Below are 15,950 nucleotides of genomic sequence, written 5' to 3' on the forward strand. Positions count from 1 at the left end.
GAGGGCGCGGTCGTGGACCGCCTCCGGCGCGCGGTCCGCCCCGCTCAGTACCCGGTCGATCCGGTGTCGGACGACGATCATGCTCGGGCGTGCGCCGCGGAGCTCCCGAGCGGTCTCCGCGACCCGGTCGACGCCGCCGTCGAGCGCGCCGAACGCGACCGCGCCGGCGCGGTCGCGCAGCGCTTCCAGCGCCCTAACGGAGAGCCACGCCGCGCCGTGGGTCCGGTCGGTCCGGAGCAGGTCGGCGTCGGGGCCGACACGGCGGTAGCTCTCCCACAGCCCGGGTGCCGTCGTGTGCCGGAGGAACGCCGTCGGCGGCAGCCACTCGCCCGCGGCGGTCGGGGGATCGCGCGGGGCGTCGTCGGCCGTGCCGCCGGCCGCGACCTCGAACAGGAAGGGAGAGAGGGTCCGGTCGGTCCCCCCGACCGAGACGGACAGCGGCTCCCCGCGGCGGACGAGTTCGGACTCCCCTCGGGGTGTCGCGTCGCGGACAACCCGGCGCGCGCTCTCGGCGGGGTCGCTCTCCCCCGCGAGTACGTCCCCCACGAGGACTTCGAGCGGTTCGCTCCCCTCCTCGGTCGCGCCGCGGGAGGCGGGACGGAACACCCTCCCGCGGCGTCTGAGGAAGACCCTGACTGCGTCGGTCACGCGACGGGGTTCGGCGGACGCGGAGTTAACCGTGATCCTCCGTGGTTCCGCGCGACCGCCTCGCCGGTCGGAACCCGTCGCTCGCGGCCTCGACGGCCCTCGATCGGTCGCCGTGTCGAACCGATCGGCGCGCCTTTTAGCTCGGCCCACGCAGGTGTGGACATGAGTTCGGACTCGGTTCGGGTGGGAGTGCTGTCGCTGCACAACAGCAAGGAGACGAAGGCAATTTGCAACGCCGTCGAGGACCTCGGTCACGAGCCGGTGTGGCTCCGCGAGGAGAACGCCGCGGTCAGCGTCGAGGACGGCGACGTGTCGGTCGAACCCGCGGTCGACGTGATCGCGAACCGGCTCCTCCTGTCGAACACCGACCAGCCCGCGGAGCTGCTGGGGCTGGCGGCGACGTTCGAGCGCATCCGGCCGATGCTGAACGAGCCGAACGCGGTGCTCGCGTCGATCCACAAGTTCGCCACGGCCGCGACGCTCGCGGACTGGAACATCCGCGTGCCCGACGCGCTGCTCGCGCTGTCGAACGACCGCCTCAACGAGGGCCGCGAGCGGTTCGGCGACGTGGGCGTGTACAAGACCGCGATCGGCACCCACGGCGGCGGGACGTGGAAGGTCGACCTCACGGAGCGCGTGAACCCGAAGGTGGGGAACCGCCAGGCGTTCCTCCAGCGGCTGATCGACCGGGACGACGAGAAACACCGCGACCTCCGGGTGTACGTCGTCGGCGACGAGATCGTCGGCTCGATGTACCGGTACGCCCCCGAGGGCGACTGGCGGACCAACGTCGCGCTCGGCGGCGCGGTCGAGGACGCGACCGACGACATGCCGCAGGAGGCGGCCGACACCGCCCTCTACGCGGCCGAGGTGATGGGGCTCGACTACGCCGGCGTCGACCTCGTCGAGGGGTACGACGGCTGGTACGTGCTGGAGGTGAACCCGACCGCGGGCTTCAAAGGCCTCTTCGAGGCGACCGGCACGAGCCCCGCGCCGCACATCGCGCGGCTCGCGATCGAGACGGTCGGCGGCGAGGTGGACGACGACGCGGTCGCGCGCGTCGCCGAGCGCCTCGACGACTCGCGGCCCTCCTGCGCGCCCGCGCCGAAGCCGACCCCCACCGAGCAGCCGGACATCGGCTACATCGAGGAGGTCGTCGTCACCGGCACCTCCGGCTCCACGCAGGCGCTCGCGAAGTCGGACACGGGCGCGACCCGGACGAGCATCGACACCCAGCTGGCCGCCGAGATCGGCGCCGGTCCGATAAAGAGCATGACGCGGGTCAAGTCGGGCAGCGTGAAGGGGGGAAAGGCCCGCCCGGTCGTCGACCTCGTCATCGGCATCGGCGGGAACCAGCACACCGTCACCGCGAGCGTCGAGGACCGCGGCCACATGGAGTACCCGCTGCTGCTCGGCCGCGACATCCTCACCGACTACCGGGTCGACGTGCGCCGCCGCGCCGACACCGACGAGGCGGAGCGCGCCGAGGCCGGGGAGGTCCTGGAAGAGGAGGAGTGATTTTCTCGGACGCCGCCGAACCGGACGCCGAGGACGTCACCGAGCCGGACGTCGAGCGCCTCTCCGAGCCGAACGCCGAGGTCGTCTGACCAAACTATAAGACCGAGGGTGTCAACGTCACGGCATATGGTGAAAAGTACGGTCCGGTTTCCCGAGCCGGTGGTCGAGGAGATCGAATCGCTCGTCGACGAGGGGGAGTTTGAGAGCAAATCGGAGTTCTACCGCTTCTCGGCCGACTACGTGCTCTCTCGGACGCTCGACGAGTACGACCCGGCGACGATCGACTACGACGCCATCGAATCGGAAGTGATGCCGGAAGCCGAGCGGGAGCTCGGCGGCGACGCCGACGCGGACGGCCCGCCGTTCTTCGAGTCCGTGGCGTTCGTGCGGAAGCTCGCACTCAGGGGAAAGTTCAGCGACGCCGAGGACTTCATCGACCACCAGTACGTCCCGGGCGACCGGCACGCCGTCCTCCTCGAAGAGATCCTCCGACTGTACCGCGAGGACGCGACGGCCGACGACCGACCGTCGACCCCCGAGCCCGAACAGGAGCCCCCGACCCGAAACCGATAGCGCGATCGAAATCACGCAACACGCATGAACGCGGTCACGGACGAGCGGACCCGAACCTGTATTCGGTGCCACGAGCGCTTCACCGAGCCCGCCGGAACGGTCACGCGCATCTGTGACGAATGCCCGAGCCACGGGACCGGATCCCCCTTCGACGCGGGCGGCGGGAACGTCGTGGGGCGCAGCAGAGAGCGGACGTGTATCCGCTGTGGCACGGCGTTTCTCGAGGTCCCGGGCGGAATATCCCGCCTCTGTCCGTCGTGTGACCCGGATCACGTCGTCCTCGAGTAGCGCCGACGGGCCGGCGGATCAGGACTCGTACTCGGCCCAGATGTATCGCGTGCCGTAGCTCCGGTAGGGGCGCCACGCCTCGCCGATCTCGCGCATCTCCGCGCGCGACAGCTCCTCGCCGTCGTTGTAGGCCCGATCGATCCCCTTCCGCACCGCGAGGTCGCCGAGCGGGAGCACGTCCTCGCGCCCGAGCGCGAAGATGAGGTACATCCGCGCGGTCCACGCGCCGACGCCGCGGATCTCGGTGAGACGGTCGACGACCGCCTCGTCGCTCACGCCGGCCAATCCCGCTCGAGTGAACTCGCCGTCGCCGTCGCGGAACGCCGCGGCCGCGTTCCGCAGGTACTCGACCTTCGTGGCGCTGAGCCCGGCCTCGCGTAGCGCCGACTCGTCGGCGGCGAGGACGCGCTCCGGGGTCACGTCGCCGTCGAGTTCGGCCACGAACCGCTCGCGGATCGCGTTCGCGGAGGCGGTCGAGAGCTGCTGGTTCACGATCGAGGTACAGAGCCGACCGAACTCGTCGTCCGCGGGCGCGACGTCGAGCGGGCCGTGCCGGTCGACGAGCGCCGCCATCGTCGGGTCCTCGCGCAGTGTCGCCGCGACGGGGTCGTCCATGTCGGTGAGCGGGGCCGCAGGTACGAGTGCGGTTCGGTTTCGGGGGCTTGCGCGCGGGCGTCTGTCGCCCGAATAAACTTACGTCGAGTTTGGCGTTTGGAAGATGGAAACGTTCAACCATGACGGTTCCGACCCTCAGGTATGCAGCTCGAAGACGTCCAGCGCGTGACGGTGCTCGGTGCCGGGAACATGGGCCACGGCATCGCGGAAGTGGCGGCGCTCGCCGGCTACGACGTGTCGCTCCGCGACATCAACGAGGAGCTCGTTCAGGAGGGATACGACCAGATCGAGTGGTCGCTCGGCAAGCTCGCCGAGAAGGACCGGATCGGCGACGACGAGGCCGACGCCGCGCTCGACCGCGTCGAGGCGTTCGTCGACCTCGAGGACGCGCTCGACGGCGCCGACGTGGTCGTCGAGGTCGTTCCGGAGAAGATGGCGATCAAGAAGGACGTGTACGACGAGGTCGTCGAGCACGCGCCCGACGAGGCCGTCTTCGTCACCAACACCTCCAGCCTCTCCATCACCGAGCTGTCCGAGGTCACCGACCGCCCCGAGCGCTTCTGCGGCATGCACTTCTTCAACCCGCCGGTGCGGATGGACCTCGTCGAGGTCATCTCCGGGAAGCACACGAGCGACGAGACGCTCGACCTGATCGAGGGGCTCGCGGAGTCGATGGGGAAGACCCCGGTCAGGGTCCGCAAGGACAGCCCCGGCTTCATCGTCAACCGGATCCTCGTCCCGCTGATGAACGAGGCGGCGTGGATCGTCGAGTCCGGCGACGCGACGATGGAGGCGGTCGACTCCACGACGAAGTTCGACATGGGCCTCCCGATGGGCTCGTTCGAACTCGCGGACCAGGTGGGCATCGACGTGGGCTACCACGTGTTGGAGTACATGCACGAGGTCCTCGGTGACGCCTATCGCCCCTGCCCGCTCTTAGCGGAGAAGGTCGAGGCGGAGGACCTCGGCAAGAAGACCGGCAAGGGGTTCTACGACTACGAGGACGGCGACGGCGCCCAGGTCCCGAGCGACGCGGTCGACGCCGACGTCCGTCGCCGCCTGCTCGCGGTGATGGCCAACGAGACGGCCGGCCTGATCGGGAACGACGTGGCCGACGCCGAGGACATCGACGAGGCGGTCAAGCTCGGCGCCGGCTTCCCCGACGGCCCGGCGAAGCTGGCCGACGCCGAGGGGCTCGACTCGCTCGTCGAGACGCTCGACGCCCTCGCGGAAGAGACCGGCGAGGCGCGCTACGCGGCGACCGACTACCTGCGCGAGGCCGCCGAGGCGGGCGGGTTCCGCGCCGACGCGGGTAGCGGGAGCGGCGACGCGGGCGACGCCGAGGGCTGCGCCGACTACGAGGTGCTGAACGTCGCGGTCGAAGACCGGGTCGGGCACGTCGAGATCGACCGCCCGCACCGGATGAACACGATCAGCGACGAGGTGCTCGACGAGCTCGCGACGGCGATCGACCGGCTCGACGGCGACGACGAGGTCCGGGCGATCCTGCTGTCCGGCGCGGGCGACCGCGCGTTCTCCGCGGGCGCGGACGTCCAGAGCATGGCCGCGGGCGGCGCCGACCCGATCCACGCCGTCGAGCTCTCACGACAGGGCCAGCGGACGTTCGGCAAGCTCGAGGAGTCGGACAAGCCCGTGGTCGCCGCCATCGACGGCTACTGCCTCGGCGGCGGGATGGAACTGGCGACCGCGGCGGACATGCGGATCGCCTCCGAGCGGTCTGAACTGGGACAGCCGGAGCTCGACCTCGGCCTCCTCCCGGGCTGGGGCGGCACCCAGCGGCTCGCCCGGATCGTCGGCGAGGGGCGCGCGAAGGAGATCATCCTCACCGCCGACCGCTACGACGCCGAGACGATGGCCGAGTACGACTTCGTCAACGAGGTCGTCCCGGACGACGAGCTCGACGAGCGGGCGCGTGAGCTGGCCGAGCAGCTCGCGGGCGGCCCGCCGATCGCCCAGAAGTACACGAAGCGCGCGATCCACGCCGGCCGGACGGACAACGAGGCCGGCCTCGAAGTGGAGGCGATGGGCTTCGGCCACGTGATGAACACCGACGACCTCATGGAGGGGGTCACGGCGTTCATGGGCGACGGCGAGCCCGAGTTCGAAGGGAAGTAAGAGGCGAGTGGGTCGGCTGTGGTGGCGAGGGCGACCACCTCGACGACCGTTTATTTTTAACTAAGTAATCGCCGAGTGGCGAAGAACACCGCCGAAGCCCCAGCCGGGAGGACTCGATGCGCTCGCTGCGCTCCTCGGTTGCTCACTCCGTTCGCTCCCTGCGGTGCTTGCGTCGCGCGTCTTCGTCCTCCCGGCTGCCCCTTCGATTCCCACCCGGCACCGCACCTCACGCCTCCCCAGCCTCGTCGGGCGGCCTCCGCTTCGCTCCGGCCGCCCGACTCCCTCGCACGCGCTCCTCGTGGCCGCCAGAGGCGGCCACTCGGAGGCGCGCGCCACTGGGAACATTAGAATCGCGACCCGCGGTCCAGTCGCTACTGGTTATTTAAAAATAGTCGAGGTCGCCGTCGACGATGACCGTAGACCGACTTCGATCTTAGACGTACCCTTCCTCGACGAGCAGCTCGCCGTTGAGCAGCGAGGCGCCGGCCGCGCCGCGGATCGTGTTGTGCGCGAGGCAGTTGTACTTCGCGCCGGCCTCAGTGGCTTGGACGCCGCCGGCGACGATCCCCATCCCGTCCGCGTACGTGCGGTCGAGGCGGGGCTGCGGGCGCTCCGGCTCGTCGTCGCCGAACACCTTGATCAGCTGGTCCGGCGAACTCGGGAGGTCGCCGGCGCCCTCGAACGAGCGCATCGCCTCGCGGAGGTCCTCGGGGGAGGGGTCGGCCGCGAACTCGGCGAAGACGTTCTCCAGGTGGCCGTCGAGCGTGGGGATCCGGTTACAGGAGGCGGCCACGTCGGCGCCGTGGAGCGCGACCTCGGCGCCGTCGAACTCGCCGAGCAGCTTGCGCGACTCCGTCTCCATCTTGTCCTCCTCGCCGCCGATGTGCGGGATGGCGTTGTCGATGATCTCCATCGAGGTGACGCCGGAGTAGCCGGCGCCCGAGACGGCCTGCAGCGTCGAGACGCGAACGCTTTCGAGGCCGAACTCGTCGATCGCCGCGAGGGTCGGCACCATCGTGATCGTCGAGCAGTTCGGGTTCTTCACGAGGGCGCCGTCCCAGCCGCGCTCGTCGCGCTGGACCTCGATCAGGTCGAGGTGGTCGGGGTTGATCTCGGGGATCGTGAGCGGCACGTCCGCGGCCATGCGGTCGTTCGAGGAGTTCGAGGAGACGACGTACCCGGCCTCCAGGAAGTCGGGTTCGACTTCGGCCGCGACCCCGGAAGGGAGCGACGAGAAGAGGAGGTCGACGTCCGCGTCCGCGACGCCCGCTGGCGTCGTCTCTGCGACCTCCATCTCCGCGACGTCGTCCGGGATGGGGGTGTCGACGCGCCACTTGGCCGCCTCGCGGTAGCTCTTGCCCGCGCTCTCCGAACTCGCGGTGACCGCGGCGAGGTCGAACGTCGGGTGGTCGTCGAGCAGCTGAATGAATCGCTGGCCCACGGCGCCCGTCGCGCCGAGGATTCCGACTCGGACTGTCATTGCGCGTGGGTCCGTGACAGGGACGTAAGTGCGTTCGGATACGCGCCGATACCACCGATCGCTCCACGTGGCCGACGAACCGCTGACGGGCGAGAGCGGGGAACGGGAACCCCCTCACCGCCGAACAGGACCGTTAAGCCCCTCGGGTCGCTACGTCCCTCCGCGCGCCGTCAGTCCCCGCCCGAGTACTCCCCGATGGGAGCGATGACAGCGCGGAGAACCCAGGCGCGTGACACCGGTCGCAGACGCGACCCGCCCGTCGCCGCGCAGGCGACCGCCCGCCACGAGGGTTTCCCGGTCGACGCGGCACGCCGCCGGAGATGAGACCGGTCGTTAGTGTCGCGGGCGCACATTTCGAATCAAAAAGCGGTAGCGCTGTAGAGTCGGGCATCGAACTGTTGACTGTCAGTCACCCGTGTAGCCAGTCGTACCACTCGTCGAGGTCAACCATCTCGTTTTCGATGTCCGTCGCTCCGTACTGGGTGAACACTTCGTCCACGACTCGCGCTACTCCTTCCGGATCCTCGTCGGGGCGGTTCTGATCGTAGTAGAGCAGTAGCCCGGCGTGGTCGATCTCCCGGTGTAGTTTCTCGAAGTCCCGCGCGTTGTTCGTCATCAGCGCGACACCGTGCTCGCCGCACCACGTCAGTAACTCAGCGTCTTCCGTGAACTCGCCGAACACGTCCTTCGCCTGCTCGACCTCGTAGCCCCGTTCGCTGAGCACGCGCTCGAACACTCGCCCGACGTGCTCGTCCAAGAGAATCCGCGCTCCCGTCACTGAATCGTTTCCTTCGGCTTCAGCGATGACTCGTGAATTCGCTCGAAGGCAGCCTCGTTTTCACGCTCGAACTCACGCATTTCCTCGACGTGCGCGTAGTAGTACGAGAGCGCCTCGTACACCTCGGAGAGGGAGAGTTCGAGTTGGTCTGCGACGTGTGCGGGCGACCGGTCGCTATCGACGACCCTGGCCGCGACGTGCCGGACGCCGACTCTCGTCCCCTCGATTCGGGGTTCTCCCCCGAGGACTCTCTCGTCGCGGGAAATACTCATACGCTTCTGTTGGTCGCGTTCTCGTTTATATCTTTTCGGCAGTCACTCGTCGCTCACACGGCCGGTTCCACGTCCACCGAGCCTACTAGTAGATTCTCGCCCGGTAGTGTCGCGGGCGTACACACCTACGTTATAGTAAATTCACTCGTAAATGATATCCAGATATGAGAGAAATTTCGGGAAGGTCATGCGAGATACAGTAGGGTATCTCTACCAGATATCTGTTAGTAGCCGATTTACCTGCGGGCTTTTGTACGGAACTTGCGAAGAACTATATTTCAAACCTAGCAACGGACGCTGTGAGGGTACGTGGTTTTGATCTCGCCATGATCCAATCCTGGGTCGACACACACCGTGTTCCGGCGTTCCTCCTCATCGTGTTCAGTTGGTCGTGGTCGTGGGACGCGATCTACTACGTAATGGGCTTATGGGAGACCTTGCCGGTCTACATCAACACGTTCCCGCGACAGTGGGGTCTCCCGGTCGGAGCGGTACTCGTCGTCTGGGCGAGTGACGTCCCGACCCGAGATTGGCTCGGGCGGGCACTTCAGTGGCGGTTTCCGGTGTGGGTGTACCTCGGCGCGGTATCCCTCCCGGTCGTCGTCGGGGAACTCCAGCCGGTACTCGCCGCGCTCAGCGGCGGATCAGTACGCTACGCACCGCCTGCCCCGCTATCTCTACTGTTCGGATTCTTCGTACTCAACGTCGTCTTTTTCGGGGGTGTTGAGGAGTTCGGGTGGCGTGGATTTCTCCAACCACGGTTCCAAGAGCGGCTATCGGTTCTAACGGCGAGTCTCGCCGTCGGAGTGCTGTGGTGGGTGTGGCATCTCCCCCTGTTTTTCGGACACCCGAACTTCACTCTTGATCCGCTGTTCCTTGTGGAATACACGACCTTCGTTTTGGGTGCGTCAACTGTCCTCGGTGCGCTTGTCAACCTTACCGACGGCGGAGTGATCCCTGCTGTGTTCTTACATGCCGCGATCAACGTCGGAAGCGTTCTGGAAGGTTCCGGTGGAATGGCAGAGGAAATACTGCCGGTGGCGTTCGTCGTCGGTTCTGGAACATGGTGGCTGATCGCCGTTGTTTTGATCGGTCTGTACGGGCGCTCGATGACCCCCAGAACACCGATTGAACCCCTGTCGGAGCGCTATCGATCCAGCAGTTCCAGCCCGGAGGAGTTCCCCTGACCGCTACCCACGGCTGCGGACCGCTGTTTCATCCCGTAATCGACTGACGTCGTTTCGCCTCGAGGCGGTGAGTCGCTTCGATGAGTACAGGGGTAGTTCACAGCGAGATCAACCCACTATCTCGGGTATTTCGTGTAGATTATTTATCTCATACGTGGGGGTGGTCGAAAGGGTCACGTCCGTACAATGGGGTCTGCGAACGAACACCGAGTCCATACCCGCTTGATGAGCGGCTATCACGTCGTGCTCGCTATCACCGACGTAGAGCGCGGATTCTCCGCCGAGTTCCGACAGCGCCAAGTCGAGATAATGCGTGTTTGGTTTCTTGTAGTCGAGGCTCTCCACCGTCTTCTCACGCCCATAATAGGTGTCGAATGTGGATTGTAGGTCGAAAAAATCCATCACGAATTCAATCGTACTGTGATGGTTGTTACTCACGATGCCACAGGTCTGAGAAACGTCCGAAATAGCCGTAACGTCGTCGTAACGGGTTCGAGAATCTGATTCAAACTTTTTAAATTGAGACTCCTCGTCGAGACGCTCACGGGCTTCCCAAAATGTGTTCACGTCAAGTTCGTAGGCGGCACATATTTGGTGAAGCCGTTCGACCGTAGTGCCATTCACTATTTCGTCGATATGGTGGTTTTTAGGCCGTTTAACCCCTACTTCTGTGAAAGCCGCTCGTGTCGCTTCGACTTTGGTTTCATACGTTGGTGGCTCAACTAATACTCCGTCACTGTCGAAAAGAACTGTGTCGTATTCGGTCACTTGTTGTGAAATTCTTTGCCGTCGGATTAATTTTCTGATGCGTACGGTTCCGAATCGCAATTTGAACCCACCAAGAGAAGGGTTCGTGAAACCGGGGTTAGACGACTTTCTATGCTCGATGGACGATTGCGACGTCACAGTCAACCTCTTGAATGCGCTCGAATGTCGGCATGGACACGACTCGTGAGAGAACGCTTCGATCGGTGCTCGCCCCGACAACTGCTAGGTCGTACGAGGATGCGTTCCGATCGAGGAACGCTTCGGCAGACGCGACGCTGATGCGAGTCTCGATACCCGTCGAAAATTGTTCGACGAGATTCTCAAGCATAATCTCCGCTGTCCGACGCTCCTGTTGGTGTGAAATACAAGTACACGCACTTATCGTCCCGTCGGGGGGGAGGAGTCGAACCGCGAAGTCAAGCATCGCGTTGGCGGGTTCTCCTGACGAGCGGGCCATTACAAGAATGCGCCGCCACTCCGTTCGTCCGTTCGATGAACGCAACACGATCGAGTCCGTGTTACCCTTCAGGATCGTTCTGACGAACGGACTGGGGCCTCCGTCTTCGGTGTCGTACGGACAGACGATCAGATCACAGTTCTCCTCTTCAGCCGTCGTGAGGACGGTTTCTCCAGCTGAATTTCCCTCCGCGGCGATCACGAACTCACACGATACGTCGACGGTTGATTCGACCAGATTTTTGAGTCCTTCGAGCCGCTGTAGTTGCTGTTCAGTCACCAACTCTTCAGCCGCGCGGGTTACGCCTTCGTCCGGCGGTTCTTCAGGAGCCTCGGGAACAGTCCCCCGTTGAGTAGCCGCCACTATCGTTTCGGTTTCCTCGATGACCTCCTCACTGACTGTTCTCAGGAGAACGACCTTGCTGGCGTCGTGGGCGGCCGCGAGACGTGCGGCAAAGAGGGCGAGTGACTCGGACGTCTCGCCACGGACAGGTACAAGGATCTGATCGTCACCGTGGGTGGACGTGTACAGATAGCGGGCGCGCTCGTGATAGAAGTGCCGCCGCCAGAGTACGAAGGCGCCGGCGATGAGTAGACTCGCTCCGATGATTCCAGTGACGTACGCCAGCCGGTCGGAGCCGGTGACGAGGACGAGAAGCGCCGTCGAAAACGCCGTCGGTTCTTCGAGTGAGAGGACCCACGTGACGATCCCGGTGAGAAAAATACCGAACGCAGCCACGCCAGCCTGTACCTGGAACTGCTCGGCCGGAGTCTGGTACCAGAACCGCGTTCCGATTTCGAGCGCGAACCATCCGCTGAGCGCCCCGGCGGTCATCCCACCGACGAACGTCGTTGGCGAGGAGTACGGTCCGTCAGGGTCAGCAAACAGCGTATATGTGCCCGACGCCAGCGGCGGGTAAACGAGAAAGGACACGACCGGTGAGACGTTCGCTATCCACGTGATGGCTCCGATGAGAAGCGGTACGATAACCACGACAGAGAAGTGAAGCAGATTCTCCGTGTCCTCGAGCCACCGACGGATCTCGTGAACCTCACGTCGTTCAATTCGCAGGATTCGATTGCGAATCGAGTGATAATGACGTCGGAGCTGATCGCGCATACGTGGGTCTTGACACGCTGGCTGATTTGAGTGTCGGCTTAACACCCGAACGAGCCAGCCAAGTATCCAAGCCCGAGTACGGGCGGGAACGCGGATAGATTCTCAGTTGTCGGCTTCATCTCACGCGTGAACTACCCCACCCTACCGCTCGGGCTGACGCCCTCGCGCTTGAGGGTGGGGCTTCCTGTTTCCACGACGCGCTTTGCATCCACAACCGAGGACACAGGGAGCGCAGTCTCCACAGGCGTTGATTCGGAGCGTCCCGCTCCTAACCGCTTCTTCACACCGCGAGAAAGAATATTCCACGCCGCATTCGCGTCTCTGTCGGCCTCGAACCCACACGCCGGGCAGGAGTGTTCGCGCACCCACAACGGTTTCTCGGTCGAAACGCCGCAGGACGCACACTCTTTCGTCGTTCCGCGCGGATTCACAGCAACGAAGTGCGTTCCTTCGCGTTCGCACTTGTATTTGAGCATCCGCAGGAACGTCCCCCACGCCGCACCTGCCCGGTTCCGCGAGTTGCCCGGTAGTTCGACCAACCCCTTCGCGTCCAAGTCCTCGACGGCCACCAAGTCGTACTCCCGAGCGTAGTAGTTCGAGAGCTTGTGAAGGAAGTCGCGGTGCTTGTTCTTCAACTCGGCGTGGCGTTCTGCCACAACCCGACGCTGTTTCTCCCAATTGTCCGACCCGTGCTGTTTCCGCGAGAGGTCGCGCTGTGCGCGTTCCAAACGTTCGCGTTCGTTGGACAGGTCGAGGGATTCGACGGCGGTTCCGTCGGTGTCGTGAGCGTACTTGAGAATCCCCACGTCGATACCGACGCAGTTCTCGGGATTCTCCGGCTTCTCCGGCGGGTCGTCGGGCGTCTCGATGCCGAGAATGGCGTACCACTTCCCGGTAGGTTCTTGCTTGACCGTGACGGTCTTAATGTCAGCGTCGTCGGGGAGGTCGCGGTGGAAGGTGAGGGGGATTTCTCCGAGTTTTGAGAGCCACAGTCGCGTCCGACCGCCCGTGTTCTTGAGCTTGAAGCCGGATTGACTGTAGGTGAAACTGCGGTACTCGCCCGGTGCCTTCCACTTGAGCGTCCCGACGCGGTAGCCCTTCTCTTTGCGCTCTCGTAGTGTCGAGAGGTTATCGTACAGCCGTTGTACGACCTTCTGTAGTACCTTCGAGTGAACGCCTTTCAGGTCGCTCCACCACTTCTTGAGACTCGGCAGGAGCTTCTGCTCAGAGTACGCCGAGGTGTCGTCGGTGCGGTTGAGTCGGTGGAGAAAGTGGTTGTAGACCTGTCTACAGGTATCGACAGTCCACGCTAACTGTTCTTCGAGAGCGTCGGACGGTCGGAGTCGATACCTGTAGTTGTAGTTCACGAGCGTTCTTCGATGAGTTCGTCAAGTTGTCCGCGAACGAACGACGAGAGGTTAAGATGGTTCTCCTCGACCCACTCGGCTTGGTCTTCGCGGATGGTGATGTTCTTCCGCCTCACTACATACGTATTATGCGTATCTATGCGTATGGTTGTTTCGATTGCGTGGGTCTGTGGGCCGAGCGTCGAACGTGTTTGAGAACCGTGCGGCGCTGTATCCCCTCCCTACTCACTCTCTTCGCTCGTTCGTTGAGGAAGGGGCCTTAGCGCCTCAATTCAGGTAAACGGATGAATTCGCCTCGCTACCGTTGTAATCGAAAGCTGCGATTACTCCGGCCGATGAGGTGTTCTCGGGAGTCGGTGACAGGTATTCTTCGGACGGTTTGGGGACCACCCGGAGACCCGCCTTTTTGACTTGAGACGGATGGTTCTCGTTGTGTCGAGAACCGGTGAAAACGCAACACGGCTCCGCCGTGTAGGTCCGGGTGCGAGAATCGAACCCGCGTCTCAGCCTCCACAAGGCTGAAGGATAGTCCACTACCCTAACCCGGACACGCGTCGCAAAGTACCCCGCTTCGGTAAATAACGGTTACGACTCCCGGACGGGCGTGGCATCGAGTGGCGTCCGAGGCGGCGCGGCCGAACGACGCGTCGCTCGCCTTCCCGATCACCGCGCCGCTTTTCAGGATCCCCGGCGTATCGGAGCGTAACCGTGGCCTTTACCGACAAGATCTACGTGAAGAACCACCGCCAGCTCGCCTCCCAGCTGGAGACGAACATCCCGAAGGGAGCGTTCGCCGGCGCCACGCTCGATCTGCTTTTCACCGGCGACGGTCTCTCGAAGCTCGACGAGACGACCCGCGACCGCGTCCTCGACTTCGCCGAGGACTTCCTCGACTGCGACTGCGACGCGAACCCCTACTGCGGCTGTCCCGAGGAGAAGTTCATGCGCTACGTCCTCGAACTGCGCGCGGAGGGGTTGGGCCCGCAGGCCATCGTCGACGTGATGACCGACGACTACATGGTGTACGCGTACACCGGCGACGTGCTCTCCTTCCTCGACGACTCCGTCAGGAAGCTCGAGGCCGTCGAGACGCTCGCCGACGTCGACGGCAACGAGGAGATGTCCGAGCGAGCGCGGACGGCGAAGCGAGAGCTTTCGGGATAGCGCGGCGCGAAGCCGGCGCGCTCGGTCCCCGACACCGCCGCTCCTGTCAGTCGTTGTCGGGCGACGCGACGCCGGATCCGATCTCCTCGGCCGCCGGCTCCTCCTCGGTGAGGTTCCCGTCGCGCCAGGTGTCGCGTTTAAACCAGAGGTACGCGACGATCCCGCCGACGACGTTCGAGATCGGGAACGAGATCCACAGCCCCATCGCGCCGAGGGAACCGGCGGCGACCCACGCGACCGGGAGGCGGACGAAACCGAGCGTGATCAGCGAGATGACGGCCGCGATCATCGTGTGGCCGGCGCCGCGGAAGCCGCCGGTGTACGCGCGCATGGCGCCGATGAATCCGAACGAGAGGCCGCTCACGCGGAGGAACGTCGTCGCGTGGTCGACCACGGCCGGGTCCGGGGAGAAGACGCCGGCGATCGGCCGCGCGGCGAGGACGATGATCCCGCCGCCGGCCGTGAGCAGGACAAGCATGGCGCGCGCGCCGAAGTGGTTCGTCTCGGCGGCGCGGTCCAGCTCCTCCGCGCCGATGTTCTGTCCGGTCATCGTCTCGATCCCCTGCGAGACGGCGAGCGCCGGCAGGAAGATCACCGAGAAGATCCGCGTCCCGATGCCGTACGCCCCGCTGACCGCGTTCGGGAAGTTCGCGACCACGACGAGCAGCGCGGTGATGGACACCGACCGCGCCGCCCCCTCCGCGGAAGCCGGCAGGCCGATACCGAGGACGGTCTTGCCGAACTCCGGGTCCGGAAGCATCTCCGAGAGCCGGATCCGAACGCCCCGGTCGCCGCGGAACATGATCTGAAGTCCGACGAGGAGCGCGAGCGCCCGCGAGCCGACGGTCGCGATCGCGGCGCCGGCGATCCCCCAGCCGGCGAACCCGGTCGCGTCGAACGCCGCGGCCTCCAGCCCGCCGAGTCCGAGGAAGCCGAACAGCGGGTTCGCGTCGAACCCGAAGATGAAGATCGGGTCGAGGAGGATGTTGAGGACCACCGACCCGGCCATGACGTACATCGGGGTCACCGTGTCGCCGTAGCCGCGCATCAGCGACATGAACACCGCGAACCCGAAGACGGCGAAGAGGCCGACGGCGTAGACGCGCATGTACTCGACCACGAGCGGCGCCACGGTCTCGTTCACCCCGAGGAGCGCGGTGACGTCGTCGACGAAGACGTATCCCAACACGCCCAGCACGACGGAGATGACGGCCGCGTACGCCATCGTCTGCGAGGCGGCGTACGCGGCGCGCTCCTCGTTGCCGGCGCCGGTGTGTTGCGCGACGAGGACGCTCCCCGCGACGGAGACGCCGAGCGCCAGCGAGATCATCAGGAAGACGACGGGGAACGCGAACGTGATCGCGGACAGCGCCTCGGTGCTGTAGCGGCCGAGCCAGAAGGTGTCGGCCAGGTTGTACAGCACTTGAAAGAGGTTCTGGACGACGATCGGCAAGGAGAGGAAGAACAGCGGCCACCCGATGTCGCCCGAGGTGAGGTCGAGCTCGTCGGCGCTCTTGAACAGCGAGTCGACCGAGTCGCGAAGCCCCATCAGCGGCTCACCGCCGAAGGGGTCGCGTCGT

General features: G+C 65.0%; 14 protein-coding genes, 1 tRNA gene and 1 pseudogene. 6 read left to right on the forward strand and 10 right to left on the reverse strand.

All coding sequences use genetic code 11. From position 1 onward, the window contains the following. Positions 1-648, reverse strand: a pseudogene (locus EXE45_RS13285) (translation initiation factor eIF-2B); the annotation flags it as partial. A gap of 162 nt (positions 649-810) precedes the next feature. Here EXE45_RS13285 and EXE45_RS13290 point away from each other — a divergent pair. The 3 genes from EXE45_RS13290 to EXE45_RS19665 all read left to right on the forward strand — a co-directional run bounded on the left by EXE45_RS13290 (position 811) and on the right by EXE45_RS19665 (position 3,027). Beyond that, a complete protein-coding gene (locus EXE45_RS13290) occupies positions 811-2,166 on the forward strand; it encodes a RimK/LysX family protein (RefSeq protein ID WP_174549018.1) in 1,356 nt (451 codons plus the stop codon). A 126-nt stretch (positions 2,167-2,292) separates the two neighbouring features. After that, positions 2,293-2,739 carry a hypothetical protein gene (locus EXE45_RS13295; protein ID WP_137694611.1) on the forward strand — a complete coding sequence of 149 codons (447 nt, stop codon included), beginning with the start codon at positions 2,293-2,295 and terminating at the stop codon, positions 2,737-2,739. A gap of 24 nt (positions 2,740-2,763) precedes the next feature. Further along, positions 2,764-3,027: a hypothetical protein gene (locus tag EXE45_RS19665; RefSeq protein WP_158294269.1), complete on the forward strand. Its 264-nt coding sequence runs from the start codon at positions 2,764-2,766 to the stop codon at positions 3,025-3,027. Between the two features lie 18 nt (positions 3,028-3,045). Here the strand turns inward: EXE45_RS19665 and EXE45_RS13300 are convergent, their stop codons facing one another. Further along, positions 3,046-3,642 carry a DNA-3-methyladenine glycosylase gene (locus EXE45_RS13300; RefSeq protein ID WP_137694612.1) on the reverse strand — a complete coding sequence of 199 codons (597 nt, stop codon included), beginning with the start codon at positions 3,640-3,642 and terminating at the stop codon, positions 3,046-3,048. Between the two features lie 141 nt (positions 3,643-3,783). Between EXE45_RS13300 and EXE45_RS13305 the strand changes: the two genes are divergently transcribed. Then, positions 3,784-5,778, forward strand: coding sequence for a 3-hydroxyacyl-CoA dehydrogenase/enoyl-CoA hydratase family protein (locus tag EXE45_RS13305; protein WP_137694613.1), 1,995 nt, complete (start codon positions 3,784-3,786; stop codon positions 5,776-5,778). 433 nt (positions 5,779-6,211) lie between these two features. Here the strand turns inward: EXE45_RS13305 and asd are convergent, their stop codons facing one another. The 3 genes from asd to EXE45_RS13320 form a co-directional block, all read right to left on the reverse strand. After that, positions 6,212-7,258, reverse strand: coding sequence for an aspartate-semialdehyde dehydrogenase (asd, locus tag EXE45_RS13310; protein WP_137694614.1), 1,047 nt, complete (start codon positions 7,256-7,258; stop codon positions 6,212-6,214). A gap of 409 nt (positions 7,259-7,667) precedes the next feature. Further along, positions 7,668-8,015 carry a DUF5615 family PIN-like protein gene (locus EXE45_RS13315; RefSeq protein ID WP_241989485.1) on the reverse strand — a complete coding sequence of 116 codons (348 nt, stop codon included), beginning with the start codon at positions 8,013-8,015 and terminating at the stop codon, positions 7,668-7,670. 17 nt (positions 8,016-8,032) lie between these two features. Further along, the gene (locus tag EXE45_RS13320; protein WP_092923645.1) at positions 8,033-8,308 is read right to left on the reverse strand and encodes a DUF433 domain-containing protein; all 276 of its coding nucleotides are present in this window, start codon (positions 8,306-8,308) and stop codon (positions 8,033-8,035) included. A 326-nt stretch (positions 8,309-8,634) separates the two neighbouring features. Here EXE45_RS13320 and EXE45_RS13325 point away from each other — a divergent pair, with 326 nt between their 5' ends. Next, positions 8,635-9,495, forward strand: coding sequence for a CPBP family intramembrane glutamic endopeptidase (locus EXE45_RS13325; protein ID WP_137694615.1), 861 nt, complete (start codon positions 8,635-8,637; stop codon positions 9,493-9,495). A 108-nt stretch (positions 9,496-9,603) separates the two neighbouring features. Here the strand turns inward: EXE45_RS13325 and EXE45_RS13330 are convergent, their stop codons facing one another. From EXE45_RS13330 to EXE45_RS13345, 4 genes are all read right to left on the reverse strand, one after another. Continuing rightward, on the reverse strand, positions 9,604-10,263 hold the full coding sequence (locus tag EXE45_RS13330; protein WP_137694616.1) for an HAD family hydrolase: 660 nt from the start codon (positions 10,261-10,263) through the stop codon (positions 9,604-9,606). Between the two features lie 109 nt (positions 10,264-10,372). Beyond that, the gene (locus EXE45_RS13335; RefSeq protein ID WP_137694617.1) at positions 10,373-11,839 is read right to left on the reverse strand and encodes an HPP family protein; all 1,467 of its coding nucleotides are present in this window, start codon (positions 11,837-11,839) and stop codon (positions 10,373-10,375) included. Positions 11,840-11,970: 131 nt separating this feature from the next. Beyond that, positions 11,971-13,206 (reverse strand): RNA-guided endonuclease TnpB family protein, encoded by a 1,236-nt coding sequence (locus tag EXE45_RS13340; protein WP_137694618.1) that lies wholly within the window; start codon positions 13,204-13,206, stop codon positions 11,971-11,973. A 475-nt stretch (positions 13,207-13,681) separates the two neighbouring features. Continuing rightward, positions 13,682-13,754 (reverse strand) — tRNA-His (locus EXE45_RS13345). Positions 13,755-13,914: 160 nt separating this feature from the next. On the opposite strand from EXE45_RS13345, the gene EXE45_RS13350 reads away from it, so the two are divergent. Next, positions 13,915-14,370 (forward strand): DUF5814 domain-containing protein, encoded by a 456-nt coding sequence (locus EXE45_RS13350; protein ID WP_092923566.1) that lies wholly within the window; start codon positions 13,915-13,917, stop codon positions 14,368-14,370. Between the two features lie 46 nt (positions 14,371-14,416). Here the strand turns inward: EXE45_RS13350 and EXE45_RS13355 are convergent, their stop codons facing one another. Further along, positions 14,417-15,919 (reverse strand): MATE family efflux transporter, encoded by a 1,503-nt coding sequence (locus EXE45_RS13355; protein WP_137694619.1) that lies wholly within the window; start codon positions 15,917-15,919, stop codon positions 14,417-14,419. Positions 15,920-15,950: the final 31 nt, after the last annotated feature.

Source organism: Halorubrum sp. SP9, from assembly GCF_005435015.1.
In the GTDB taxonomy this organism is placed as follows: Archaea; Halobacteriota; Halobacteria; order Halobacteriales; family Haloferacaceae; genus Halorubrum; species Halorubrum sodomense.

What these genes read in the sequence shown, in the direction of transcription:
- EXE45_RS13355 (WP_137694619.1), bottom strand. Translation starts at nt 15,919, where the DNA reads ATGGGGCTTCGCGACTCGGTCGACTCGCTGTTCAAGAGCGCCGACGAG.
- EXE45_RS13320 (WP_092923645.1), bottom strand. Translation starts at nt 8,308, where the DNA reads ATGAGTATTTCCCGCGACGAGAGAGTCCTCGGGGGAGAACCCCGAATC.
- asd (WP_137694614.1), bottom strand. Translation starts at nt 7,258, where the DNA reads ATGACAGTCCGAGTCGGAATCCTCGGCGCGACGGGCGCCGTGGGCCAG.
- EXE45_RS13300 (WP_137694612.1), bottom strand. Translation starts at nt 3,642, where the DNA reads ATGGACGACCCCGTCGCGGCGACACTGCGCGAGGACCCGACGATGGCG.
- EXE45_RS13325 (WP_137694615.1), top strand. Translation starts at nt 8,635, where the DNA reads ATGATCCAATCCTGGGTCGACACACACCGTGTTCCGGCGTTCCTCCTC.
- EXE45_RS13290 (WP_174549018.1), top strand. Translation starts at nt 811, where the DNA reads ATGAGTTCGGACTCGGTTCGGGTGGGAGTGCTGTCGCTGCACAACAGC.
- EXE45_RS13295 (WP_137694611.1), top strand. Translation starts at nt 2,293, where the DNA reads ATGGTGAAAAGTACGGTCCGGTTTCCCGAGCCGGTGGTCGAGGAGATC.
- EXE45_RS13335 (WP_137694617.1), bottom strand. Translation starts at nt 11,839, where the DNA reads ATGCGCGATCAGCTCCGACGTCATTATCACTCGATTCGCAATCGAATC.
- EXE45_RS19665 (WP_158294269.1), top strand. Translation starts at nt 2,764, where the DNA reads ATGAACGCGGTCACGGACGAGCGGACCCGAACCTGTATTCGGTGCCAC.
- EXE45_RS13305 (WP_137694613.1), top strand. Translation starts at nt 3,784, where the DNA reads ATGCAGCTCGAAGACGTCCAGCGCGTGACGGTGCTCGGTGCCGGGAAC.